Origin of the sequence: Streptomyces sp. NPDC059695 (genome assembly GCF_042733785.1) — a bacterium.
Lineage (GTDB): Bacteria > Actinomycetota > Actinomycetes > Streptomycetales > Streptomycetaceae > Streptomyces.
The window spans coordinates 221,863-245,861 of sequence record NZ_JBHWFF010000003.1 but is presented as its reverse complement, the minus strand read 5'-3'; the positions used below and the strand labels follow the sequence as shown (position 1 = coordinate 245,861).

20 protein-coding genes and 2 pseudogenes are annotated in these 23,999 nt (G+C 68.5%); 12 read left to right on the top strand and 10 right to left on the bottom strand.

Annotation, left to right across the window (positions count from 1 at the left end; translation table 11 throughout):
- Positions 1-81: 81 nt before the first annotated feature.
- From ACFV2S_RS06340 to ACFV2S_RS06325, 4 genes are all read right to left on the bottom strand, one after another.
- Positions 82-1,509, bottom strand: coding sequence for an APC family permease (locus ACFV2S_RS06340; protein ID WP_385554740.1), 1,428 nt, complete (start codon positions 1,507-1,509; stop codon positions 82-84).
- Between the two features lie 232 nt (positions 1,510-1,741).
- Positions 1,742-3,142: a flavin monoamine oxidase family protein gene (locus ACFV2S_RS06335; RefSeq protein WP_385554738.1), complete on the bottom strand. Its 1,401-nt coding sequence runs from the start codon at positions 3,140-3,142 to the stop codon at positions 1,742-1,744.
- Positions 3,139-4,038: an alpha/beta fold hydrolase gene (locus ACFV2S_RS06330; RefSeq protein WP_369148122.1), complete on the bottom strand. Its 900-nt coding sequence runs from the start codon at positions 4,036-4,038 to the stop codon at positions 3,139-3,141. Before ACFV2S_RS06330 ends, ACFV2S_RS06335 begins: the two co-directional genes overlap by 4 nt.
- The gene (locus ACFV2S_RS06325) at positions 4,031-5,542 is read right to left on the bottom strand and encodes a flavin-containing monooxygenase (protein WP_385554868.1); all 1,512 of its coding nucleotides are present in this window, start codon (positions 5,540-5,542) and stop codon (positions 4,031-4,033) included. Before ACFV2S_RS06325 ends, ACFV2S_RS06330 begins: the two co-directional genes overlap by 8 nt.
- A 283-nt stretch (positions 5,543-5,825) precedes the next feature.
- On the opposite strand from ACFV2S_RS06325, the gene ACFV2S_RS06320 reads away from it, so the two are divergent.
- The 5 genes and pseudogenes from ACFV2S_RS06320 (at position 5,826) to ACFV2S_RS06300 (ending at position 11,154) form a co-directional block, all read left to right on the top strand.
- Positions 5,826-6,530, top strand: a complete 705-nt coding sequence (locus tag ACFV2S_RS06320) for a transporter (protein ID WP_385554735.1) — start codon at positions 5,826-5,828, stop codon at positions 6,528-6,530.
- Positions 6,527-7,747, top strand: coding sequence for an NAD(P)/FAD-dependent oxidoreductase (locus ACFV2S_RS06315; RefSeq protein WP_385554733.1), 1,221 nt, complete (start codon positions 6,527-6,529; stop codon positions 7,745-7,747). Before ACFV2S_RS06320 ends, ACFV2S_RS06315 begins: the two co-directional genes overlap by 4 nt.
- 119 nt (positions 7,748-7,866) lie before the next feature.
- Positions 7,867-7,947 (top strand): annotated as a pseudogene (locus tag ACFV2S_RS06310) (IS5/IS1182 family transposase); the annotation flags it as partial.
- 594 nt (positions 7,948-8,541) lie between these two features.
- Positions 8,542-10,149: a transporter gene (locus ACFV2S_RS06305; RefSeq protein WP_385554731.1), complete on the top strand. Its 1,608-nt coding sequence runs from the start codon at positions 8,542-8,544 to the stop codon at positions 10,147-10,149.
- Positions 10,150-10,263: 114 nt separating this feature from the next.
- Complete coding sequence (locus ACFV2S_RS06300; protein WP_385554729.1) at positions 10,264-11,154, top strand: MBL fold metallo-hydrolase; 891 nt, start codon at positions 10,264-10,266, stop codon at positions 11,152-11,154.
- A 213-nt stretch (positions 11,155-11,367) separates the two neighbouring features.
- Here ACFV2S_RS06300 and ACFV2S_RS06295 read toward each other — a convergent pair.
- Positions 11,368-11,942 (bottom strand): annotated as a pseudogene (locus ACFV2S_RS06295) (transposase family protein); the annotation flags it as partial.
- 937 nt (positions 11,943-12,879) lie between these two features.
- Here ACFV2S_RS06295 and ACFV2S_RS06290 point away from each other — a divergent pair.
- Both ACFV2S_RS06290 and ACFV2S_RS06285 read left to right on the top strand, forming a co-directional pair.
- Positions 12,880-13,047: a hypothetical protein gene (locus tag ACFV2S_RS06290; protein WP_385554728.1), complete on the top strand. Its 168-nt coding sequence runs from the start codon at positions 12,880-12,882 to the stop codon at positions 13,045-13,047.
- Positions 13,044-13,265, top strand: coding sequence for a hypothetical protein (locus ACFV2S_RS06285; RefSeq protein ID WP_385554726.1), 222 nt, complete (start codon positions 13,044-13,046; stop codon positions 13,263-13,265). Before ACFV2S_RS06290 ends, ACFV2S_RS06285 begins: the two co-directional genes overlap by 4 nt.
- Positions 13,266-13,504: 239 nt before the next feature.
- Here ACFV2S_RS06285 and ACFV2S_RS06280 read toward each other — a convergent pair whose 3' ends face one another.
- From ACFV2S_RS06280 to ACFV2S_RS06265, 4 genes are all read right to left on the bottom strand, one after another.
- Entirely contained in the window at positions 13,505-14,974 is a 1,470-nt protein-coding gene (locus ACFV2S_RS06280; protein WP_385554725.1) for an MFS transporter, read from the bottom strand.
- A gap of 244 nt (positions 14,975-15,218) precedes the next feature.
- Entirely contained in the window at positions 15,219-15,599 is a 381-nt protein-coding gene (locus tag ACFV2S_RS06275; protein ID WP_385554723.1) for a hotdog domain-containing protein, read from the bottom strand.
- Positions 15,596-17,260 carry a flavin-containing monooxygenase gene (locus ACFV2S_RS06270; RefSeq protein WP_385554721.1) on the bottom strand — a complete coding sequence of 555 codons (1,665 nt, stop codon included), beginning with the start codon at positions 17,258-17,260 and terminating at the stop codon, positions 15,596-15,598. The genes ACFV2S_RS06275 and ACFV2S_RS06270 overlap by 4 nt, the downstream gene beginning before the upstream one ends.
- A 198-nt stretch (positions 17,261-17,458) precedes the next feature.
- Entirely contained in the window at positions 17,459-18,421 is a 963-nt protein-coding gene (locus ACFV2S_RS06265) for an alpha/beta hydrolase (RefSeq protein WP_385554719.1), read from the bottom strand.
- A gap of 180 nt (positions 18,422-18,601) precedes the next feature.
- On the opposite strand from ACFV2S_RS06265, the gene ACFV2S_RS06260 reads away from it, so the two are divergent.
- From ACFV2S_RS06260 to ACFV2S_RS06250, 3 genes are read left to right on the top strand one after another with little or no spacing between them, the layout of a single operon-like run.
- The gene (locus tag ACFV2S_RS06260; RefSeq protein ID WP_385554717.1) at positions 18,602-19,267 is read left to right on the top strand and encodes a hypothetical protein; all 666 of its coding nucleotides are present in this window, start codon (positions 18,602-18,604) and stop codon (positions 19,265-19,267) included.
- Positions 19,260-20,630, top strand: coding sequence for a glutamine synthetase family protein (locus ACFV2S_RS06255; RefSeq protein WP_017241817.1), 1,371 nt, complete (start codon positions 19,260-19,262; stop codon positions 20,628-20,630). The genes ACFV2S_RS06260 and ACFV2S_RS06255 overlap by 8 nt, the downstream gene beginning before the upstream one ends.
- Positions 20,627-21,400 carry a gamma-glutamyl-gamma-aminobutyrate hydrolase family protein gene (locus ACFV2S_RS06250; protein ID WP_385554715.1) on the top strand — a complete coding sequence of 258 codons (774 nt, stop codon included), beginning with the start codon at positions 20,627-20,629 and terminating at the stop codon, positions 21,398-21,400. Before ACFV2S_RS06255 ends, ACFV2S_RS06250 begins: the two co-directional genes overlap by 4 nt.
- Before the next feature lie 126 nt (positions 21,401-21,526).
- On the opposite strand, the gene ACFV2S_RS06245 is transcribed toward ACFV2S_RS06250, so the two are convergent.
- Positions 21,527-22,120 carry a TetR/AcrR family transcriptional regulator gene (locus tag ACFV2S_RS06245; RefSeq protein WP_026058698.1) on the bottom strand — a complete coding sequence of 198 codons (594 nt, stop codon included), beginning with the start codon at positions 22,118-22,120 and terminating at the stop codon, positions 21,527-21,529.
- Between the two features lie 203 nt (positions 22,121-22,323).
- Here ACFV2S_RS06245 and ACFV2S_RS06240 point away from each other — a divergent pair, with 203 nt between their 5' ends.
- Together ACFV2S_RS06240 and ACFV2S_RS06235 are read left to right on the top strand one after the other, a co-directional pair.
- Positions 22,324-23,223: a phytanoyl-CoA dioxygenase family protein gene (locus ACFV2S_RS06240; protein WP_385554712.1), complete on the top strand. Its 900-nt coding sequence runs from the start codon at positions 22,324-22,326 to the stop codon at positions 23,221-23,223.
- Positions 23,224-23,248: 25 nt separating this feature from the next.
- Entirely contained in the window at positions 23,249-23,965 is a 717-nt protein-coding gene (locus tag ACFV2S_RS06235) for a transporter (protein WP_385554710.1), read from the top strand.
- Positions 23,966-23,999: the final 34 nt, after the last annotated feature.

Genomic DNA, 23,999 nt, shown 5'->3' with positions numbered 1-23,999 from the left:
CTCCTCGGGACCGTAGGGGTTTCCGTCACTCTCGTACCTTTCGATGGTGTATATGGTGCTGTGGGACCGTGGGGGCGGCGGTCATTCCAGGGCGGCGTAGATGTCCGGTCGGCGCCGGTACAGCAGCGCCGCCCACACGAGGCCGCCGACGAACGCCGCGATGATGACCGCGAGGAAGACGTTCGCTCCGGTGCTCGACCCGATCAGGAGCTCGAAGTTGCCGATGACGAGCACGAGGATCGATCCGAGCGCGCCGAGCGCCAGGGCGGGGGCGACGGTGCCCGTCCATGCGGTCGCCGTGCGGACCCTGCGGAAGTGCACGACGACCGCCGCGGAGGTCAGAGCGAGCAGCACAATGAGCCCGAGGGTCCCGGCACCGCCGAACCAGGCGTAGACCTCGACGACCGGATCGAGGCCGGCGATCGCCGTGGCCGCGAGCAGGGGGCCGATCAGTCCGGAGGTCAGCAGCGAGGCCACGTGCGGCGACCGGTGCGCGGGGTGCACGGAACCGAGCGAGACCGGGAGCGCGCCCTGGCGGCCGAGGGCGAAGAGGTAGCGGGCCACCACGTTGTGCGCGGTGAGCACGCAGGCGAAGAAGCTGGTGACGAGGAGAACCTGCATGACGTCGTGGGCGGCTTGAGACAGATAGCGGGTGGCGAGCCCGGGTGCGAGTCCTTCGGGGTCGCGCGCCGCGAGATCGGCGGCACGCGCGATGCCGAGGCCGTTGATCATGGCCCAGGACGAGAGGGCGTAGATCACGGCGATCAGGACGACCGCGACGTAGGTGGCCCTCGGGATGGTCCGGTCGGGGTCCTCGGCCTCGGCCCGGAACACGGCGGTGGCCTCGAAGCCGACGAACCCGAAGACGGCGAACATGATCCCGGTGCCGGTGGCGCCGCTGGTGAACGCGTCCCAGGTCAGCGGGGCCGCGGAGAGACCGTGGTCGCCGCCGCGCAGCACGATGGCGAGGTCGACGAGGGCGACGATCCCGACCTCCGCGATGAGCAGCGCGCCGAGTACTCGCGCGCTGACCTCGACGTTGCGGTATCCCAGGTAAGCGATGGCCGCGAGGCCGGCGCCCGCGAGGCACCACCACGGCACCGAGACGCCGAAGAAGGTCTCGATCACACTGCGCGCGGCGGCCCCGAGGTACGCCGAGACGGCGACGATGAGGAGGGTGTACGTGACCAGGGCGAGCATGGCGGCGCCCAGCCCGGTGCCGGTGCCGAGGCCGCGTTGGACATAGGAGTAGAAGGCCCCCGCGTTACGTACCTCCGGGGTCATCGCCGAGTACCCGATCGTGAACAGTACGAGCACGACTCCGACGATCGCGAAGTCGACCGGCGTTCCGATGCCGTTCCCCGAACCGAGCATCAACGGGATGAGTCCGGCGAACACCGTCAGCGGCGCGGCCATCGCCACGACCATGAAGACGATCTGCGGGACGCCCAGTGTCCGGTCCAGGCCGGTGGTGAGCTCTTGCGCCCGCTCTTCGCGCTGCTGACTCATCACAACTCCTCCATTCGGTGGGGCTCTTCGTGTAGGCGTCTCCAACGCGGCAGCTTTCGACGACGAGATCCCGCGCTCTTCTCGCCGTGCTCGGGCGTGAGCGAGTGGTACCGGCCTGCAGGCGACGGCGCGTCGATCTCCCACGGATGTGCCCGCATAGGCGTTGCCGGGGGGCGCGCATCGCGACGGCGGTGAGATATCCAGGTGGGCGTCCGCGCGGCCCGCTTCATGCCTACGCAGCGGGTCGGCTGGAAACCCTGACGGGATCGAAGTCCAGCACCTCCTGGACGGCGCGCTCGGCGGCGCGGACCGCGCCGTCGAAATAGCCCTGGTTGACCGTCGCGGTCTCTGTGCCGGCCCAGTGGATCCGACCGACCGGCCGGCGATCCGCATCCGTGTACTGGGTCAGCGTGCCCGGGGCGCGGGAGCCGACGCAGCCGTTGATCCACGGCTCGTGCGTCCAGTCCTTCTCGAGGTACGCGGTCGGATGGGCCGCTTGCGGCCCGAACAGCACAGCCAGGTCGGCGAGGAAGGCAGAGCGTCGCACCGCGGGGTCGTCGAGGACCGCGTCGGTCCAGTGCTGGCCGTACCCGGCCCCGGCAGTGCCGAGGAAGGTCAGCAGGATCCCGACGCTGCCGTCCGGCGGGGAGTTGTCGACGACGTACCGGGCCACTGGCAGGTCCGTGACCGCCTGGCCGCTCAGGCCCTGGTCCCGCCAGAACGGGCGGTCGTAGACGGCGAAGAGCTTGCTCTCCGCGCCGCTGCTCCAGCGACGCTGCAGCATCACGCGGCGGGTGGGCAGGCCGGGCGTGACGCGGATCCCGGCGGCATCCGCCGGCGACATCGCGACGATCACCCGGTCCGCGCGGACGTCGACCCGCGCCGACCGGACCGAGACTCCGTCGGCGTCCTGCGCGATCTCGACGACGGGCGAGTCGAGCACCACGGCGTCCCCCAGATCCTCGGCCAGACGCTCCGCGATCCGGACCGTGCCGCCGACCACCCGTGACTCCTGCGCCCCACCGGTGATGTTGAGGGCGTGTTCGATTCCGCCGGAGCCCCGGATCCGCGCGAGCTGCACCAGCAGCGACGTGGAGTGCGGGTCCTCGGCGTTGGTCACCGAGAAGCCGACCGTGAACATCTCCCTGGCCTCCGCGGTCGTCGCGTTCGCCTCGAGCCAGTGCCCGAAGGTCCTGGCGTCCCAGGAGCGGGCGCGGCGCGCGGTCCACGGGGCGTCGAGCGGCACGGTCCTCGCCATCCGCTCCAGCCGCAGCTGCAACTGGGCGAAGTCGGCGAGCGCGAGCGGGCTCAGCGGCGGGACGAGGCCGTCGTACCGCTTCGAGCGGCCACGCCGGCGGTAGATCGACTTGCCGGCGACGTGGGTCTTGAAGGTTTCCAGCCCCAGCTCGTCCAGGAGCGAGAGGACCCGGTCCTGGCCTGGTCCGACCCACTGTCCACCGCCTTCGGTGATCACGCCGTCGGCGACGTCGAGGTTCATCGTGCGGCCGCCGACCCGGTCACCGGCCTCGATCACCACGACCGACCGGCCGGCCTGCGCCAGCCGCCGCGCCGCGGTCAACCCGGAGACCCCGGCACCGATGACGACGACGTCCGTGGTGCGTGTCTCGGTCATGCTGATGCCCTTTCGAGGTGTCCGACGACGTGGTCGGTGACGAGGAGCGCGAGCGCGTCGGGCAGGTGGTGCCCCATCCCGGGAATCACCACGTGCCGCGCATCCGGGATCGCGGCCGCGGTGGCGTCGCCCCCGGACGGCGCGACGATGAGGTCGCGATCGCCGTTGATCACCAGGGTGGGAGCCGTGATGCGGGCGATCTCCGCCGTCCGATCGCCCGAGGCATGGATCGCCTGGACCTGGCGCGCGGTCCCCGCCGCACCGTCGCCGGCCGTGCGGCTCCACGTCTGAACGGCGTGGCCCGCTTCTTCGACCTCGTCGATCGGGAACCCGGTGCCCGCGAGATGCGCCGTCATGCGAAGGTGCGCACGCACGGCCTGCACCCGGTTCCGCGGCGGCGGGGCGGCGAGCAGCGCCATGGTCGACGCGGCCGGCTGCCCGACCTTCGGATTGCCCGTGGTGGAGTACAAAGAGGTGAGCGACGTGGTGAGTTCGGGGTACCGCGCCGCGACGGTCTGCGCGATCATCCCGCCCAACGAGCGCCCGACGAGGTGCACCGGCCCCAGACCGAGGTACTCGATCAGCTGCGCGGCATCGGCCGCCATGTCGGCCAGCGTGTACGCGTCCCGACGGGGCCGGGCGAGCAGTTGCCGGAGCGTGCTCGGTGGTGGAGTGGTCGCGTAGGTGGAGCGGCCGCAGTCCCGGTTGTCCATCCGGATCACCTGGAGGCCGGTCGCGGCGAGGGCGGAGACGAACCGCTCGGACCACGTCGTCAAGTCCTCCGCGAGGCCGGCGATGAGCAGGATCGGCGGGGCACCGGACTCTCCGTCGATTCGGTAGCAGACACGCGTGCCCCCCGGAAGGGTGCAGAAGCGGTCCTCGGTGTCGTCAGGCACGCATGGCCTCCCGTGCTGTCGAGGGTGCACTTTCGTCAGTGGTGGAGCCGAACTTGAGCGCGTCGTCCAGCAGGGGGCCGCGCAGCAGCTTGGCGTCCTGCGGGTACGACATCGACATCTGCCACGTGCCCGTGCCCTGCTTCGGGGTGGTCTCGCGGGCCCGTTGCGCGTAACCCGCGCTGAGGTCCATGACCGGCCGCGTCTCCATGGCGGGATCGGCCTCGACGACGACGCTGTCGTAGCCGAAGGCGTCCATGTGTCCGACCAGCTTGCAGAAGTAGCGGCACAAGATGCCGATCTTCAGCGTCCACGACGAGGTCGTGTAGCCGATGGCGATGGCGAGGTTGGGAACCCCCGAGAGCAGGGTGCCGCGGTAGACGACGCAGTCGGCGAGGTTCACCGGCGCACCGTCGACCACCAGGTCGATGCCGCCGAGCAGGCGCACGTTGAGGCCGGTCGCGGTGACGATCACGTCGGCTTCGAGGTGCTCGCCCGACTCGAGCCGGATCCCCGACTCGGTGAAACGCGTGATCCGGTCGGTGACGATCGAGGCGCTGCCGTCGCGCAGTACGGCGAAGAAGTCGCCGTCGGGGGAAAGACACAGGCGCTGGTCCCACGGGTCGTAGGGCGGGTTGAAGTGGGTGTCCACGTCGTAGCCCTTGGGCAGCGACTTCTTGTTGATGCGCCGGATGAGTGCGCGGCCCAGGCGTGGGAACGTGCGGAGCGACTTGACCACGCCCCGATCGATCCAGATGTTGTTGAACCGGGTCATCGCGTAACCGCGGCGTTCGCCGAAGAGCCGGGTGAGCAGGAGCGCGAGGGAATCGACCTTCGGCCAGGGCATCACGTACGTGGGGGTGCGCTGGAGCATGGTCACGTGGGCGGCGGCGCCCTCGCCGGTCAGCAGAGACGGGATCAGCGTCACGGCGGTCGCGCCGCTTCCGATCACGACGACCTTCTTGTCCGCGTAGTCGTAGCCCTCGGGCCAGTGCTGCGGGTGAATGATGTCGCCGGCGAAGTCCTCGCGGCCCTCGAAATGCGGGGTGTAGCCCTCGTCGTAGCGGTAGTACCCGGTGCCTGCGAAGATCCAGTTGGCGGTGACACGCTTGTCGCCGTCGGCGGTGTGCACGTCGATCGTCCAGCGCGCGTCGGCGCTCGACCATTCCGCGCGCCGCACGCTGTGCCCGAGGCGGATGAGACCGCCCAGATCGTTCTCATCGATCGTCTCGCGCAGGTAGTTCAGGATCTTGGGGGCTTCCGCGATGGCGGCGCGGTCCCTCCAGGGCTTGAACTCGTAGCCGAAGGTGTGCAGGTCGGAATCGGATCGGATGCCGGGGTACTTGAAAAGGTCCCAGGTGCCGCCGATGTTGTCGCGCCCTTCGAACACGACGACGCGTTTGCCGGGAAACGCCTCGGCGAAGTACCGCGCGGCGCCGATGCCGGAGATGCCGGCACCGATGATGACGATGTCGAATTCCTCGGGTCGGTGCTTCGATGCGTTCATCGCGCCGCCTTTCCGTCTTTGCGTGGTGATCACGTCGGTGTGTGATTCCACGGTGCCCGCCGCGGCGGCCGTGGCTCTACACCGCAATGCCCCGTCCTGCGTGACGGCGTGGTGCACAGTGCACTGCCCGAGTCATTGCGGTGCCGCACCTATGGCGTAGTCGTGGTGCAGTGTGCTGCGGCAGTCGCGACACATCGGTGCACGTCGGCGTAGCGGGCGTCCTCGCAGGCACGCCACTGTGGAAGCCGCACCAGATCACGGTCACCCGCAAGGAGGCGCTGCCATGCGCGACGTACTGTTCGCCGCGTCGGACATCTGGATGGTCGCCGTCGGATTCATCTGCGGTGTGAAGTTCATCAGAGGCCATCACAACTATTTGATCGGCCTCGAATGGATAATCATGGGCGTATCCGGGACAAATTTCCTGATCTATGGGGTGACCAAGGCCGGTCCCCATTCCCCGATGCACCACATCGCCTTCTTCCTGGACGCGTTCTCGCGCTCGATCGGGTTCACGCTGATCCTGATCCTCGGATTGCTGGCCGTCACCCACAGGTACAAGCCCACAGCCCGAGTCGAGGTAGGCGCCTTCGCCCTGGCCGCGATCCTCGGGGTCCTGCTCTCCGAGTTCGCCGAGGAGATCGGAACGCCGGGCAAGGTGTTCTTCCTGATCACCGCACTCGCGGCCTCTGGCTTCCTGTGCTATTTCGCGTGGCGTCTCTGGAAGTTCGGCGAGCGCGCCCACGCCGCGTGGGTGGCCGGCGCCACCGCGCTGAACGTGGTCGTCGCGTCGGTCTACGACTTCTGGCGAATCCCCGGCGACGACGCCGACCACACCCGGTTCTACATCCTCGCGCTGTTCACCTGGGGCCTGGCGATGCTCGTCATCTACCGGGCGTATGCCGCCTTCGCTGCTCACGACGAGCGGATCGACGCAGGCCTCGTCCCGGTCGCCCCGACCACCGTCACAGGAGTTGACATCGCATGAGCGCCACCGCGAACACGACCTACACCACGTTCACAGGATGGGTCGATCCGCCCACCGACGCCCGCCCGTCGTTGACGGAGAGCCTCACCTGCTCTGTCGCGGTCATCGGCGGCGGACTCGCGGGCATGGCGACCGTGCTCCGCCTCGCGGAGCACGGCGTCGACGCCGTCCTGCTGGAATCGGAGTTCTGCGGATACGGCGCGGGCTCCCGCAACGCCGGCCAGCTGGCAAGTGCGCCCGGCGGCGACATCCAGCTGCTGAACCTGCTCTACCGCAAACGTATGCCAGCGATCATCCGCCTCACCGAAAACGCCGCCGTCCACGTCGAGGGCCTGATCGGGAGGCTCGGCATCGACTGTGACTACGAGGCCACCGGCAACGTTTTCGCGGCCGTCTCTCGTGGCCAGCTGGGGCGAACGCGTCGTATCGCGAAGATCCTCCGCCGTGCCGGGGCCCACGTCGAGGAGGGCACCCCTCGCGAACTGGGCATCCCGCACGGCTTCCTCGGCGGCATGCGCGAGATCCATGGCGGAATCATGAACCCCGGGAAGTTCCTGCGTGGCCTGCGGAGCGCGGTGCTCGCCTCGCCGGTGCGGCTCTTCGAGCAGTCGAAGGTCGTCGATATCGTCCGCGGCAACGGCTGCGTCACCGTCGAGACGCCCAGCGGCATCGTCCGGGCGGATAAGGTGGTGCTGGCCACGAGCGCCTATGCGGGCGAGTGGGATATCACGCCGAAACGCCTGTCGTCGCCCACGTGGGTGACCGAGGTGGAGACCGAGCCGATCGCCAGGGAGCGTCTCGCCGCTCTCGGTTGGACCAGCCGGTCCGGGCTCATCACCCAGCACAACATCATGGAGAACTACCGGCTCACGTCGCGCAACACCATCGTGTTCGGCGTCCGGCGGATCGAGCGTGCCGCGGACTATCCGCTTCCGGAGCGCAGCCCCGACCCGGCAGTGGTCGCCGACCTCGCGAGTGCGTTCGCGCGGCGCTTCCCGACGCTGGCGGACGTGGCGATCGCCCGCGCGTGGGGCGGCTGGATCGGAATCACCTCGACCTGGCTGCCGATCGCCGGGACGATCGGCGGCGACATCGACTACGCCCTCGCGTGCAACGGCCACGGGCTCGCTCAGGCCACGTACATCGGGGTCCCTCATCGCCGATCGAATCGCCACCGGCATCACCCCGGACGATCTGCGCACCATCTGGGTCGATGAACCGAAGTTCGGCCGTGCGGTTCCGATGATCATGGGGCGTCTCGGGTTGCGCGCGGCGTGGACCGTGGACAGGTTCAACGACATGACCAACGGCAGCAAGCGAAACGCGCGCAAGGGATTCGCCGCTGTTCAGGGTGTCCAAGTCGGCCGCTGACCACATCATCGACCACCTCGGGCCCTCGCTCGCGCTCCAGCAGCGCAGCGGTTCCGTTCTCCGCCCGCATCAAGACAAGCCCCTGGGGCGTGCACGCTCGAGATCCCTCGGCCCGATCAGCCGACTGTGAGAGTGGTCGCCTCCCCCGCAGCCGTGTAACGCCTGAGGAGGCCCCGGACACTCTCGGCCTGCGATTGCCGCCGGGCTCCCAGAGGTACGCCTCTCTCCCCCCCCTCACGTGTCCTCATGCCCCGCCGCCCACCCTCACTTCCGGAGGTTTCCGTGCGTTTCCCCTCCACCCCGGCCCCACCAGGCCGTCCGCCCGCGGCGCGGCGCGGTGCCGGTCCCGACGGGACGGGCAGACAGATCCGGCGAACTTTCCTGACCCTCAACGCGGTTCCTCTCGCCGTCGGCGTCGTGTTGTCCTGCTCCACCGCGCTGACGGGGACCCGTGCGTACGGGCACCTCACGCTCGGCGTCGTATGGGGCGCCCTGCAACTCGGCGTCTTCCTCGTCAGCGTGTGGTGGTATGAGGCCCGGTCTGCACGTTCGGACGGCCCCGACGAGTGTCACCCGGTCCCTGGGCTTCCGTCGACCAGGACCGCGGGCGTCTCCTCGCGAGAGGGCGGGGGGTGAAACGGTGACGACTCCGTTCCTCCTGAGCGCGGGCACACTCGACCCGGTCGGCTCGGCCGCGCGTTCCTCCGTGATCACGACCTTCCTGGCCTTCATCGGCCTATGCCTGCTGTGGGTCTTCACCCTCGCGAGCAAGGACGAACACCCCGAAAGCCTCCACACCGCCGACCGGTCGCTCCCGCCGGTCTTCAACGGCTTCGCTCTGGCGGGCGAGTACGTCACCGTCGTCACCCTGTTCGCAGCATCGGGAGCCGTCGCCCTCTTCGGCTACGACGGGTTCGCCTCCGCCGTCGACGGCGTCCTCGCGCTCGGAGTGCTCCTCCTCCTCGCCCAGCGGATCCGCGACAGCGGCCAGTACACGCTCGGCGGCCTCTTCTCGCTGCGCGCGCCGGGCCGGGGACCGCGCACGGCAGCGGCTGTGGTGACGCTCACCATCACGGTTCCCGTGCTCATGGTCCAGTTGCGGGCTGCCGGCATCAGCACGGCGCTCCTGATCGGTATGTCGAGCGACGCGGCCCAGGTGCTCTGCACGGTGCTGATGGGCTGCCTCATCGCCTGCTTCGCGGCGGTCACGGACCTGCGGGGCAACAGCTTCGTCCAGGTCGTCAAGGTGCCCATCACACTGGTGACGCTCGCGGTGATCACCCTGCTCGCCGTGCGGAGGTTCTCATGGAACCCCGGCGGCCTGCTCGACGCCGCGGTGGAGCAGAGCACCGCACCCGACGGCTACCTGAGCCGGGGGCTGTGGGTGCACACGTCGGGCCTCGGCCCGCTGAACACGATCAGCGACCACATCGTCATGGTCCTCGGCATGGCGATGATGCCGCACCTGGTCCTCCGAGTCGCCGCCTCGCGGAGCGGACGATCGGCACGGCGGTCCACGAGCATCGCCGCGGGTCTGACCGCGGTCTTCTACCTGCTCCTGATCACGACCGGCTTCGCGGCGGCCGCCGTGGTCGGCAGCGGACAGATCGGCGCGGTCGACGCGAACGGCCAAGCGGCCCCGATCCTGCTCGCCTCCGGCCTCTTCGGAAACGGATCGACCGCACGCGTCGTGATCATCACCGTTGTGGCCTGTGTCGCCTTCCTCGCCGTGTTGACGGTGGTGACCAGCATGACTTTCGCAGCCGCGGTCTCCCTCACACACGGTGCCCTCGCCCGGGCGGGGCGCCCCCTTACCGACACCCAACAGGTGTGGGCGCTTCGCTCCGCTGTCGTGGTCCTGTGCGTCGCAGGGCTGTCGCTCTCCACCGCCTTCCACCGCTATCCCGTCGAGTTCCTGATCACGTTCTCGCTGGGCGTCACGGCGACCTGCGTCTTCCCTGTGCTGATCTACTCCTTCTTCTGGCCGGGGTTCAACCGCCGGGGGCTGCTGTGGTGCGTGTACGGGGGTCTGTCCCTGTGCACCGTCCTCACCCTCTTCTCGCCCACCGTCTCCGGCAGCGCATACGCGCTGTGGCCAGACGTGTCCTTCAACTGGTACCCGTTCCACACCACCGGCCTGATCTCGGTCCCGGCGGCGTTCCTCCTCGGCTGGCTGGGCAGCACGAGGCCGCCGGCCCGCACCGGACAGAGTTCCCGGCGGGCCGCGTACGAGCAGGCGAAGAGGTAGTGCGCGGCCGGCCTGCAGGGTCGTTCCCTTCATCCCGCCCGGCAGACCTGTCCTCACCAGGCCAGTAAGCCCGATCCGACCAGCACGAGACCCGCACCAGAAGGAGCACCGACCATGACGAAACCGGGGTACACGGAAGAGAAGTACGACGGGGTCACCGTGCTCGTCGGAGCCGAGCGGGGCGCCTACCCGTACGCGAATTCCGTCCTCGTACGCGGCACTGCCGAGACGCTGGTCATCGACCCGTCGCTGTCGCTCGTCGGAGCGGCGCCGCCGGCGGACACGGTCCTGGTGAGCCACGCCCACGAGGACCACGTCGCGGGCCTCGGCGGCTACGAGGTGCCCGTCCGCATCCACGACGGCGACCTCGCCGCACTGTGCTCCCGCGAGGTCATGGCCACCGGTTACGGTCTCCCGCCGGACGCCACCGCGCACACCGACGCGATACTGCGCGACCGATTCCACGTACGGGACCGGACCGACGCGACGGGGTTCGCCGACGGAACCGTGTTCGACCTCGGCGGCCGCACCGTGACCGTCGTCCACCTGCCCGGTCACACGGCGGGCCACTGCGGTTTCCTCATCGAACCGGACGGCTTCCTGTACGTGGCGGACATCGACCTGACGTCGTTCGGCCCCTACTACGGAGACACCGGCAGCAGCCTCGCGGACTTCGAGGCTTCCATGCGCCGCTGCCGGGAGATCGACGTCCGGTGGTACGGCACGGCCCACCAGAGGGGCGTGATCGAGGGCGCGAGCGAGTTCTCCGCACGGCTCGAGGCCTTCGCCCGAGTGGTGGAGAGGCGGGACGCGGCACTCTTGGCGTTCCTCGACGAGCCGCGCACCGTCGAGGAGATCGCCGGACACCGCCTCGTCTACCGTCCCGACGTCGAGGGCTCCCACGTGGGAGCGGTCGAGCGACGGACCGCGGTGCAGCACTTGGAGCGGCTGATCGGTGCGGGACTGGTCATGGAGGTCGAGCGGGAGCGGTTCCGCACCACATAGCGCTCGCACGCCCGCACGGGCCACCGGAACAGTCCGTCGTCGGTGCTCCGCGGTCGGTCAAGTGACTGCGAGCGCTGACGAACTGGCGTGTGACGGCAGCTGAGATCTCCCCGCCGGTGGTTACGAGTTGGTGCGTGATTGCGGTGGGGACGCGCTGGCCTGGGCTGGGGCCTGGTTCATGTGGAGGCGCGGTCGGAGACAAGGCCGGCGATGGCGAGGTAGGCGTCTGGGAGGGTTCCGCCGGGCGGGGCAATCCCGCCGGAAGCCCAAATACCCTTCAGCAAGTAGAACTTGAACGTCGAAAAACTGGCGGAAGCGGCCGCCGACGCCTTCGCCGCGGATGGCGGTGGCGTCCTGCATGCGTCCCGGGCGGAGGTTGCCGGCCCACAGGGTACGGCCGTGTCCGTCCGCGACGACGGTGGCCTTCATAGTGTTCCGCTTCCTCTTGCCGGACACGAAGGCCCGCCGCCAGCCCCGGTGACCGACCGGACGACGGACTGGAAATCGGTGGCATCCAGCCGCAAGGCCGCGCCTTCGGCCTGCGCGTAAGCGAAGACGTCTGCGAGGGTGCGCAGCCGTATGCCCGGACGGTCCGTCATCGCAAAACCGCGGCGCGCGAGCAGAGCACGCATCTCCGCCACCACCCGGGTGATCGTGGAGCGGTCGATCCCGAACAGCGGACCCAGAACGACTTGCGGGAGATCGCATCGCAGATGGGTCAGTGTCGCGACCACCCGATCGGTGAATACCAGCCGGTGCTTGGCGCCCGCACCCGCGGCCCGGCGACGCACGCGAGGCGCCCGCGAACGGGGCCCCGGAAAGCGTTGTGGAGCAGGAAAGTACGACACCTACGGCAAGGAGGACCGTGTTGACGACCAGAAACATTCGCCGGACGCGCCGTGCAGCACCGTCGGGGCCGTCGTCACGTGTTGGTGCGGGCGGACCTCTGGGCGGAGCCGGGATGAGAGGGACGGAGCGAGAGTGCCCGGAAGCCTCTGGGCAGCGAGGGTACGGATGGGGTGACAGCACCGGTCCCACCGTGGCCCGCGTAAGGCTCTGCTGGTCCCGGGTGGCTCCCGCAGCCGGCCTGTGGGGCCGGGGCGTCGGAGAGGTGGGCACGACAGACGGTGCGAACAAAGCCAACGTGGAATCAATTTCGAACTTACGCACGATTGGTCACCTACCGCAATCGCCCCGGGGGTCGGAGCCTGCCCCTCCCTCACCCGGTGGCAGATGCCCGCTGGCTTCCGGACAATGCCCGTATGAGGACCGATGTCGACGCCTTCTTCCGCCGTCTGGCTCTGGAGCTCAGGCCTCGGACGGACGAGGCGGTCGACGTCATGTTGCGGTTCACCCGCAGCGAGCTCCCCGAGCTGTGGCGGTACGAGGACATCGCCGCTTTCGCGTCCGAGGAGACGGCCGGGCACGTCACCGTCCTCCTGGCAGTGCTCGAGCACGGCCCGGAAGCGGTAGCGGTCGCGCCCCCGCCCCAGTCCGTCGAGCTCGCTCGGAGGTTCGCCCGCAACGGGGTGCGGGATCACGTCGTACCAGTCGCCGCCCACGCCGGCGCGGGATCCACTGGGCAGGTAGCGGGAGGCCGCGACGACGGCGGACTGTTCCACCGCGTGCCGCGGCAGCAGGCTCCGCTACGACGGGATGTTGCTCTCCCTGGGGTGGTCATGGCCATCGTGCTGCTGGCGCTCCTGTCCTCGGAGCCACCAGAAAATGGCCGGCCTCCTCCAGCACCGCCTGGACGAGGCCCACACCTGCTACGCCAACGGCGCCCATGTGGACGCCATCGTCATGCTCGGCAGCCTCCTCGAAGGCGTCCTCGTCCACGTCGTTCACGAGCGCGATGCTTCCCTGCTCGGCCGCACCTCCCCGACAGGGTGAGCCTGGATTCCCTGATCAAGACCTGCCACGACGCCGGCTGGATCGGGGCCGACGTCGAACGCTTCTGCCACGAGTTGCGCAAGTACCGCAACTTCGTCCATCCGCGCGCCGAGATCCGGGAGGCTCACGCCCCGGACCGCGACACCCTGGACATGTGCTGGCCCGTGGTCAACGCGGTCCTGAACGACCTCGCCGACTCCCAGCCCAAGGCAGCCTGATCATCCGAACCGCACCGTCCCGCGCACAGCTCGTCAGACGAGTCTGAGCACGGGGCGGCCGTCCGGCACCCCCAGCAGCACCCAGCCCCGGAACGGAGCAACGCCGCAGGCCAGCACCCCTTAGACGTCTACCTGCGCAGGTCAGCGCCCCGCGGGCGAGGACTTCTTGAAGATGTTCCGAGGAAAGCTGGACGAGTGGGGCTGCACGCCGCGGCGTTCGTCTCGGAAGCGTGGTCGATCTAGGACGCCACGGCGGGCGCGCGCCGGCCGTTGCGCACTCGCGAGATGAGCACGGCGACCACGATCAACATGGCCAGGCCGACCGAGATCCAGTAGCCGGTGCCGTAGAGGCTTTCCGCGGCGACCTCGATGTCCGTTCCGGGAACGGGGACGACAGACGCGCTCAGCACCCCGGTGATCAGTGCCGACCCGAAGGCGATGCCGATCGCCATGGCGGTGCCGACCACGCCCGCGGCCATCCCGGCTTTCTCCTCGGATACCGCCATCTGGGCAATGCTGAAACCGGCCGCATATCCCATGCTGCATCCGAGGCCGATCACACCGGCGCCGACGAGGTAGTGCCACGGGCGGTCGTGGGCCAGAGCAAGCCAGCCGAGCCCCGCGGCGGTGAGGAGAGCACCCATCACCAGCACAGAAGCACCGCGCCCCTTGGCGACCAGTCGATCGACCACCTTGCCACCCACCACGAACATCACCGCGAAGGGCACCATGAGCCAACCCGTCTGCAGCGCGGTGCGTCCGAGGCCGTACGCGTCCTTCGACGGGAGGTACGCGGGAATGACCTGGCTGTAGGTGCTCAGCAGCAACAGGAACGCCGCGTTCACAGCGCCGAACAACGCCACCGACAGGGACGCCGCGGTGACGAGGGGCGACTTCAGCATCGCCACGTCGAACACCGCCACCGAGGACCTGCGTTCGACACGTACCCACAGGACTCCGCCGACGACGCCGGCGATCAGCGGAATGACGGCCGCATTGCCCCACACCAGCCCCTGCGTCAGGGTCAGCAGCACCGCCGCGACCCACGCGACCATCCACACCGTGCCGAGCACGCCGATGCGGCCGACGGACTCGGCCGGCGGGGAGTGCGGGATGACCACGAACGAGACGATCGTCGTCGCGGCGAACGCCGCGGCGAGGATACAGAAGAAGGTGCGCAGGGACAGGTTCTCGACGATGACCCCACCGCCAATCATGCCCACGACAATCCCGACTCCCGTGGCGATGACCAACACGCGAACCGCCGTGACGATCCCCTCTTCCGCCAGGTTCCGCCGCAGAAAGCCCAAGGGCAGCAGCTGGGCCGCGGTACCGAAGCCCATGATCGCGGAACCGATGAGCAGGGCCGGATACGAGTCACCCACGGCGGGGATGAGAGCTCCGACGGTGAGACACCCGGAGGCGAACACGGACGCGTTGCGATCGCCGGACACATCGGCGAGTCGGGGAAGCAGGATGTAGCCCGCGCCTCCTCCCAACGTAAGCAGAGTGAAGATCCACATGGTGGCGGAGACCGTTGTGAGTCCGTACTGCGCCTGGATGACCGGCAAGAGCGGTGGCAGGATGAACATGATCGCGTTGGTCAGGATGACGAGCAGGGCACCCACTCCGATGAGCGCCCCCCTCCGCGGCGCTTTGGCCGCCCGCAACTCCCCCGCCAGGCCGCTCAGTTCGCTGTGCTCAGTCATGTTAGTCTCCGAGTGATTGTTTGCGGGACCACGCATGCATGAGTACGGCCTGCCGCCGAAATCGGCGGGCCGTACGTGCGGACAGCCACCCGGCTGGGAACTGCTCCCCTTTACGCCTGGGTGGCGTCTCCTGATACGGCGGTGGACCTGCGGGCCCACCGCCGTACGCTGTTCTAAGCCGTCGTGAACGGCCACCTGTTGCGGTTCATCTCGAACCGCCCTCGCCGACCGACGCCCCAAATGGTCACGGCGTCGTCGTTACGGTGTCGGCCGGAACGACCGCCGTCCCTCGCGCCCGAGTGGCCACGATGGGTTCGGCGAGCACCTCGGCCCGGCCACTGTCGTCGACGGACCTGCAGATGATGCGCAGCTCGAAGTCGACGGTCCGGCTGCGCCGCCCCTTCGACGCCAGGCGCGCCTCGACCTCGACCACATCGCCACCGCGGACCGGGGCGAGGAACTCGACCGACGCATACCCGGCGAACAGGCTCTCGTGGCCGTCGATGGTGATCGCCAGGTGCGTTCCGGCGTCCCCGAAGAGCTTCAGCCCGAAGGCCCCGTCGACGAGGTTCCCCGCGTAGTGCGCGTCGGAGTGGGCGACGTAGCGCTGGTGCACCACCTTCATGCGATCTCCTTGTGGATGCGGCCGAGGCGGCGAGCGACGGTCTCGCCGTCGAGCTCGATGCCCGGGTAGCCGCGCTTGGCGAGTTCGGTACACATCCGGCGGTACTTGCCGACACCACCCACGTAGCCGAGGAAGGTCGTCGGCTTGCCGGACACGTTCGAACCGCGGTACCAGGAGTCGGTGGTCGCGTAGAGGGTCTGGTTGACCGTGTCCTCGGTGATCTTCACCCAGTCGTCCTGAGCCTCGACCGTCGGCTCGACGACCTCGGCGCCGCCGGCCTTCGCGTGCCCGATGAGATCGGTGATCCAGTCGACGGCCTGCTCGATCGTGACCACGACATTGCTCGCGAGCGCCGGACTCTGCGGTCCGGCGATCATGAAGAAGTTCGGGAAGCCGGCGGTCATGATGCCCAAGTACGTCCGGACGCCGTCGCTCCACGCGTCCTGCAGCCTGCCGGACTCCGGGGTGGAGACGTTGAGCGCGAACAGCGGCCCGGTGAAGGCGTCGAATCCGATCGCCAGCACGATGGCGTCGACCTCGTAGGAGCCGCCCCTGGTGACGATGCTGTCGCTCGTCATGGTGTCGATCGGCTCGTCGCGCAGGGAGACCACCGAGACGTTCGGACGGTTGAAGGTCTCGTAGTAGTCGGTACCGAAGCAGCTGCGCTTCGCGCCGAGCGCGTGGAAGCGGGGCTCGAGGACCGCGGCGGTCTTGGAGTCATGGACGATCTGGCGGATCTTCCCCCGCACGAACTCCGCCGCGGTCTCGTTGGCCCTCGCATCGGTCAGCAGGTCGGAGAACTCGCCGCCGACGCCGTTGAATCCGCTCCGTACGTAGGCCCGCTCATAGCGCTCACGCCGCTCCTCATCGGAGACGTCGAACGCGGCGGCGTCCGGGATACGGTCCGGGATGCCACCGAGCGAGTGGCGGCACTCCTCGCGGATCGCCGCGTAGCTGCCCTTGATCTCGTCCACGTAGTCCGCCGACAGCGGGGCGTTCCGTGCGGGAAACACGTAGTTGGGCGTGCGCTGGAACACGGTGAGGTGCTCGGCGACCTCGGCGATGAGCGGAATGCTCTGCACCGCGGACGATCCGGTACCGATCACGGCGACGCGCTTGCCCGCCAGGTCGCTCAGCGGAATGTTCCACCGGCTCGTCGAGACCGTGATCCCGGTGAAGTTCTCCAGGCCCGGCACGTCGAAGTCCTTGGGCGCCGAAAGACCGCCCGAGCCGGCGAGCAGATGGCGACCCCGCCGGGTCTCGCCGGAGTCGAGCGTCACTTCCCAGAGCCGCTCGTCCGGGAGCCAGGTCGCGGAAGTCACCCGGGTGTTGAAGCTGAAGTGCCGGCGCAGGTCGAAGCGGTCCGCGACGTGGTTGATGTACTTGAGGATCTCGGCCTGCGGAGCGAAGCGCTCACTCCACGTCCACTCCTGCAGGAGCTCCTGACTGAACGAGTAGGAGTAGTAGATGCTCTCGACGTCGCACCGGGCGCCGGGGTACGTGTTCCAGAACCAGGTGCCGCCGACGCCGGGCGCGACTTCGAACCCTGCGAAGGTCCAGCCCTTCTCGGCGGCCTTGTACGCCGCGTAAAGGCCTGAGAATCCCGCGCCGACACAGAGGAGGTCGACGACGGGGGCGGTGGGTGGAGCGGTCTCAGTCATGCGTGTGCCTTCGGGTAGTCGAAAGGTGGGTGACATCTGGCCGTCAGGGCTTCGCCTCGGCGGGGGCCGTTCGCCCCTCCGCCCATCGGCGCGCACGTCTTAGTCATCCGACTTAGTCGTATGACCAACGGAATCTAGCCACGGGCCCGAGTGCCGTCAATAGCCGAACGCACGTCGAGTCGGCTTACGTGTGCGCGCTCAGCTGCCGGCAACGTCTCGGAGGTGCCGCGCCACCTGCGAGATCGCTTCGTCCGTCCTGGCGAACACGCCCACTTCGGTGAAGAAGCCGTGGAACACGCCGGCGCAGCGGGTCGCGGTGACCTCCACACCGTCACGCCGCAGCCTCTCGGCGTACGCCTCGGCGTCGTCGCGAAGCGGGTCGACCTCGGCGGTGAGAACCAGTGCCGGGGGGAGATCCCGCAGCGATGCGGCGTGCATGGGGGCCGCGTAGTGATCGACCGTTCCCTCGTGGTCGGGTCCGAGGTACTGCTCCCAGAACCAGCGGGCATCCGCGCTGGTCAAGAGGGGTGCGTCGGCGAACTCCGCCCAGGACGGGGTGGCGAACGCGTCGTCGACAGCGGGGTAGACGAGCACCTGGGACACAGGCCCTGGCAGACCGGCGTCCCGAAGCTTGAGGCACAGCGCGGCGGCGAGACTTCCGCCTGCGGAGTCGCCTGCGACGGCGATCACCTGCGGATCGAGGCCGTACGTGGGAGCCGATCGGCGCAACCAGGCAAAGATGTCGAGACAGTCGTCCAGGGCTGCCGGATAGGGATTCTCCGGTGCGAGTCGGTACTCCAGGGAGAGCACCGCCCACCCGGATCGGGCGGCGATCGCGCGGCAGACCTCGTCGACTCCGTCGAGGGTGCCGAGGACGAAGCCGCCACCGTGCAGATAGAGCAGCACCGGGCACGGACCGGCGGACAGAGGCGTGCCGTCCGGGTGGTAGAGGCGCGCACGGAGCTCGCCGGAGCGGGCCGGCAGGGTCAGCTGTTCGACCAGGTCAAGAGGGGTGAGGGGCCGCTCCGGCGGCGAGGTCGCCAGGAGCTTCCGTGCGGCCTTCACACCCAGTTCCCGTACCGGTCTGGTGAGGGTTTCGGCGATGAACCGCGCCGCATGCTGCGCATCGGCATCCAGCTGGTCCCAGTACGCGGGCTTCACTTCATTCACTGTCGGGCCTCTCCGAAGTCATTGACAGGTCGCGAGCCGTACCCCACCATCCTAGTCACCTGATCTAGTCATTTGATCGAGTCATTTGGCCAAGATGATCACGGTCCATCCGAGATCCGCGGCGACCGATTCGCGGCGCGTGTGATCTCCCGAAGTCGAAAGGACTGGAGGATGACCGAAACCACGACGGCCCCTGCGGTGTCCCGCGCAGCGACGGCCACAGAGGTCGACATCAGGATCGAGGACGATGCGACTCCGCTCGTCCGGTTGATCGGCCGCACGCTGCGGGATGCCGCCCGCACGGGCCATGTGCTTCCGGCCCCGCAGGAGTCGGCCGCCACGGTGGCGATCCGGTCCCACGACACCCCGCAGGCGGCGACGATCACTTTCGGCAGCGACACCGTCGACGTGTCGAGCGGAGTCCTCGTCGAATCCGATGCCACCCTCACCGTCGACCTGAACGCCCGGTTCGCACCCACCTCCGATCCCTCGGGTGACGCGGACCTGGCCGCGGGCGCGCTGCTCGCGCTGTCGCCGCCGGTGCCGGACTGGCGGGCGGCCGCCGAGCACTTCTGGAATGCCGGGCGCTCCGTACCGGGGTTTCCGGACGTGCTCATCGCGGTGACCGAAGGCCCGGAGGGTCTTGAGCAGGTCGTCCTGGGCGACGGCGAGACGCACTACCTGATCGCCGGCGCACCGGAGACGCTGGCCGGCGTGTTCTCCGGATCCGACGACCTGCTCGCCGTCCTGTCCTCGGGTGTGCTCGGGATTCAGGGCACTCTCTCTCAGCTGTCGGTCATGATCGGCGCATCCTGGAAGGTCCGTTACGATGTCTGAACTCATCAAGCCCGTCACCGGAGTTGACGTCCGGGACACCAGCGTTCGGGCTGTCCGGATCGAAGCGACGAACCACGAGGGCTCGTTCCTCGGCAAGACGCTGGCACCGAAGAAGTTCGCCTCCGGCGTGGACTCGGGGTTCGCCTTCGCCGACCTCCTGTTCGGGCTCGACCTCGGCAACGCCCCGGCCTTCGGCTTCGCGTATCCCGCTTGGCGCGGGCATCTGGACGACGTCTACTTCCGCCCCGACCTCTCGACCCGGGTCGAGTGGGAGCCGGGTCTCGACGCCGTGATCGGCGACTACTGGCTGAAGGACGGCACGCCGGTCCCCCTCTGTCCGCGCAACCTCACGCGCAGGATGGTCGACCGGCTCGCCTCGCTCGGCTTCGCCGCGACCGTTGCCGTCGAGATCGAGGCAACCGTCTTCGAAGAGTCCATCCACGAGGCGCGCGCACGCGGATACCGCGACCTGACTCCGCTCGGCGGGAGCGCGGGTACGGCCTATCACCTGGCGAAGTCCAAGGACTGGACCGGTTACATGAACGCCGTCGCCGACCGGCTCGACGCGGTCGGCATCGAGTGGGAGGCCTGGAACGACGAGGACGCCGCCGGCCAGATCGAGATCAACCTGGCGCCCGGTGATCCGATCGCGGTCTGTGACGCCTGGGCGCGAACCCGCCAGATCATGCGCGAGGTCGCGTTCGACCTCGGCCACACGGTCACCTTCATGGCCAAGCCCACCGCGGGCTACGGGCAGGCCTCGCACATCAATCTGTCCCTCCAGCGCGACGGCGTCAACGCGTTCTACGCGGAGGAGGGGCCGTCGGAGGTGATGCGCCATGCCGTCGGCGGTCTGCTCGCGACGATCGAGGGCAACACCTCGATCGTGCTCCCGCAGATCACCTCGTACCGGCGCCTGGTGGACCTCAGCGGCCCGCCGGTCACGGCCACCTGGGGCATCAGCAACAAGACCACCGCGGTCCGGGCAGTGTGCGGGCACCCGTCGTACTCCCGCCTGGAGTACCGGGTCCCCGGCGCCGACGCGAACCTGTACCTCGCGCTGGCCGGCGTGCTGGCCGGTGTGATCGCGGGCGTGGAACGCAAGATCGAACCGCCGGAGCCGGTCGCCGAGATGGCGTGGTGCATGCCGCCCGGCGAGATCACCCGGCTGCCGGACACCATCACCAAGGCCGCCGCCGCGCTCGAGGCGGACCCGATCCTTCGCGATCTCCTCGGCGCCGAGTTCGTTGACTACTGGGTCGGGTCGCGCCGGTGGGAGTGGATGCAGTTCCACACCGCGGGCGGGGATCCGTTCGCCGAACTCTCCGAGTGGGAGTCCGCCCGATACTTCGAGCTGCCGTGAGCGCGACGGGCGACACGCCGACGGCGATGCGGCCGCTGATCGGCATCACCGGCCGACGGATCCGGCTGGAACTGATCAGGGGTGGGGACCGCCGGTACGGCGATCGCTGCACCGACAGCTACATGTCCGACTACGCGATCCGGATCGCACAGGCCGGCGGTCTCCCCGTGAACCTCTCGTACGAGACGGATGCGGAGGCGGTCTGCCACTGGCTGGCCGGCGTGGTCATCACAGGTGGGCAGGACCTGCACCCGGCGTGCTGGGGAGGGGACACGTCGGTGGTCCGCGACGTCGACCCGCGGTCGAATCCGATGGTCCACGACGTCGAGCGGGACAGGTACGAGCTCGCGCTCGTACGTGCCGCGCTCGACCGGGGGATACCGTTGCTCGCCGTGTGCCGGGGCATGCAGGTCCTCAACGCCGCGCTCGGTGGCACGCTCATCGCCGACCTTCCGCCCGGTGCGGTGCGGCATCTGTCCCCGGAGGCCGCACCCACCGACGGCACGAACGATCACGTCGTGACGTTCGAGCCCGGCTCGATCGTGGCGGGACTGTTCGGGGCTCGGGCGGTCACCAATTCCTGGCACCACCAGGCTGTCGACCACTGCGGCACGGGGCTCGTCGTGACGGGACGGACGGCCGACGGTGTGGTCGAGGCGGTGGAGTTCCCGGGCGCACCCGTTCTGGGAGTCCAGTGGCATCCGGAGTGGATGGAGAGCGACGATCCGACGATGACGTGGATCGTCGAGGAAGCCGTCAAGCGCCTGTGACGAGGCGACCCGGGTGTCCGCCTGCGGGCTCGCCGGCAGGCGGACACACACCCGGGTTCGCCGGTCGCCGTCCACCGGCCGATCCGGGCGAACTCGGCGGCGAGGCGTGCACAGGGCTTCTTGCGATCAGGCGAGCTTCGCAGTCAGCCACGCATCGAGCACGTCGACGATGATCTCTGCCTGCTCGGCGGCCCGGGAACGATCGGCATACGTCAGCCAGTTCACGACGAAGCCGTCGGAAAGCGCACCGATGACATAACCGATCTGATCGATCGTCTCGGGCGTGATGTCCTGGCCGGAGGCCGCTCTCGCGAGGATCGACCGCACGACGTTGAACGCCTCGTTGTACACGGTCACGGCCGGGTGCGACTCCTGGCGTTGCGCCCAGCTGATCAGCTCCACGGTCGCGGACGCGAATTCCGAAGAGGACTCGAGATACCAGTTCGTGAGGCCGCGGAGGATCGCACGCGCAGTCGCGGCGACGTCGCCGTGCACATCGCTCTCGATCAGAACCTCACGGTACCGCTCCGCCAACCTCTCGAAGACGGCTGCGAACAGCAGCTCCTTCGTCTGGAAGCAGTAGTGCAGCGTCGCCAGCGGGGCCTTCGCCTGCTCGGCGATCCGGCGAGTCGTCGCACCGTCGACGCCGTGGGTCGCGATCACGTGGATGGCGGCGTTCACCAGATCGTTGCGTCGCTCGGCCGTCGGTACCCGTGCCACCTGTGCCCCCTGTCGAAGTTGGACGTTTGATCAAGTCGACAACCAGGCTAACAGGCGACTCTGCCCCGATCGGCGCACGCTGCGACTCCTCCGCACAAGAACTTAGTCATTTGACTTGATCGAGCGACCATGATGCAGCAGCATGACCTCACCGCCTTGCGGAGGCGTGATGTGGCCGCCGGTCCTGACTGGAAGGAATTGCCATGTCGACCTCAGGACTCTGTCGGATCACTGCCGACACGACCCCCGAAGAGGCGGTCGAGATCATCCTGCGAGACGGCGGGGTGATCGTCGACGGGCTCTTCGACGACGCGACGATCACGGGGCTCAAGAACGACCTGGATCCCGTGCTCGACGCGGTGGACACGGGGCACGACGAGGTGTTCGCCGGCAACCGCACCCGCCGGGCGGGCGGCCTGTTCGCGAAGACCGAGCACATGGTCACCGTGGCGCTGAACCCGCTGTACCACCGGGTCGCCGAGCTCATCCTCAACAAGCCGCTGAACGTCTTCTTCGGAGAGGAGGCGGTGCCGGCCCCGGCGGGTATGCACATCGGTGCCACCATGGCCATCAAGATCGGCCCCGGCCAGGGCGCGCAGCCGCTCCACCGCGACGATTCCGTCTGGCTGTGGCGGCATCCGGACTACCAGCGCGAAGCTCGGGTCCAGATCATGGTCGCGGTCAGCGACTTCACCGCGGAGAACGGCGGGACGCTGGTGATTCCCGGTTCCCACCTCTGGGACAACCACCGGGCGCCTCGGTACGAGGAGACGATCCCCACCGAGATGAAGGCGGGCTCCGCGCTCATCTGGATCGGATCGACCTATCACGGCGGCGGCGAGAACACCACCACGGACGGTCACCGATTCGGTCTTTCGATGGGCTGGGACCTCGCCTTCCTGCGCACCGAGGAGAACCACTTCCTCACGTACAGCCTGGAACAGATCCGAAAGCTCCCGGAAGAGATCCAGCGAGCCCTCGACTGGTCGTCGGAGCACTACCTCGGCTGGGCCGAAGTCGCCGGCCAGATGTCCGACCCCTCGGACCTGCTCAAGCGGGACGACTACACCTCGATCGACGCCGGCCTGCCCACCACGCTCTGACGAGGATCAAGGAACCGAGGAAAAAATGGCATTCAGAGACCTGCTTTTTCTGCTCGCCGACGTCTGGATGATCGTCGTCGGATTCACCTTCGGGTGGAAATTCATTCGGAATTTCAAGAACTATCTTCTCGGCCTCGAATGGATCATCGTCGCCACCTCCGGGTCGAACTTCCTCGTCTATGCGCTCGTGGGCGCCGACGAGAAGAGTCCCATGTACACCGTCGCGTTCTTCTTCGACCAGTTCTCCCGGTCGGTCGGCATCACGCTGATCCTCGTCATGGGCCTGATGCAGGTGACACACCGGTACAAGCCGTCCGTGCGGACGGATGTCGGGGCGTTCGTGTTCGCCGCCGCGGTCGGACTCTTCCTGCTGTTCTTCAGCGGGCGGCTCGGCGTGGGGGTCGCCATCTTCCTCATCGTGGTCAATGTTCTGACCACGTTGTTCCTGATCTACTTCGCGAGGCGGCTTTGGTCGATCGATGCGAAGGGAATGGCCGCCGGCGTGATTCTGGCGACCGCCGCCGGATGCGCGATCGCCTGGACATACGACTTCGTCCACATTCCAGGTGACGACGCGGCGCACACCCTCTTCTACATCGGCGCGCTGAGCACCTGGGGTCTCCAGATGTTCACCTACTACTTCGCCTACCGCGTCCTGCACAGGCACAACGAGTCGGTCGACGCGGAGCCGAACCGACGCGAGCAGAGCCGTGCCGTGGCCGGGGAGCAGTCGTGGTCGTGAAGGAAACGCCTCAGCGAGAGGCAGATGCGGCCTC

Excerpts from the sequence above, each read along its gene's own strand:
- ACFV2S_RS06300 (WP_385554729.1), top strand. The coding sequence starts at position 10,264 with ATGACGAAACCGGGGTACACGGAAGAGAAGTACGACGGGGTCACCGTG.
- ACFV2S_RS06315 (WP_385554733.1), top strand. The coding sequence starts at position 6,527 with ATGAGCGCCACCGCGAACACGACCTACACCACGTTCACAGGATGGGTC.
- ACFV2S_RS06260 (WP_385554717.1), top strand. The coding sequence starts at position 18,602 with ATGACCGAAACCACGACGGCCCCTGCGGTGTCCCGCGCAGCGACGGCC.
- ACFV2S_RS06280 (WP_385554725.1), bottom strand. The coding sequence starts at position 14,974 with ATGACTGAGCACAGCGAACTGAGCGGCCTGGCGGGGGAGTTGCGGGCG.
- ACFV2S_RS06270 (WP_385554721.1), bottom strand. The coding sequence starts at position 17,260 with ATGACTGAGACCGCTCCACCCACCGCCCCCGTCGTCGACCTCCTCTGT.
- ACFV2S_RS06335 (WP_385554738.1), bottom strand. The coding sequence starts at position 3,142 with ATGACCGAGACACGCACCACGGACGTCGTCGTCATCGGTGCCGGGGTC.
- ACFV2S_RS06275 (WP_385554723.1), bottom strand. The coding sequence starts at position 15,599 with ATGAAGGTGGTGCACCAGCGCTACGTCGCCCACTCCGACGCGCACTAC.
- ACFV2S_RS06240 (WP_385554712.1), top strand. The coding sequence starts at position 22,324 with ATGTCGACCTCAGGACTCTGTCGGATCACTGCCGACACGACCCCCGAA.
- ACFV2S_RS06235 (WP_385554710.1), top strand. The coding sequence starts at position 23,249 with ATGGCATTCAGAGACCTGCTTTTTCTGCTCGCCGACGTCTGGATGATC.
- ACFV2S_RS06290 (WP_385554728.1), top strand. The coding sequence starts at position 12,880 with ATGGCCGGCCTCCTCCAGCACCGCCTGGACGAGGCCCACACCTGCTAC.
- ACFV2S_RS06320 (WP_385554735.1), top strand. The coding sequence starts at position 5,826 with ATGCGCGACGTACTGTTCGCCGCGTCGGACATCTGGATGGTCGCCGTC.
- ACFV2S_RS06340 (WP_385554740.1), bottom strand. The coding sequence starts at position 1,509 with ATGAGTCAGCAGCGCGAAGAGCGGGCGCAAGAGCTCACCACCGGCCTG.
- ACFV2S_RS06255 (WP_017241817.1), top strand. The coding sequence starts at position 19,260 with ATGTCTGAACTCATCAAGCCCGTCACCGGAGTTGACGTCCGGGACACC.
- ACFV2S_RS06325 (WP_385554868.1), bottom strand. The coding sequence starts at position 5,542 with ATGAACGCATCGAAGCACCGACCCGAGGAATTCGACATCGTCATCATC.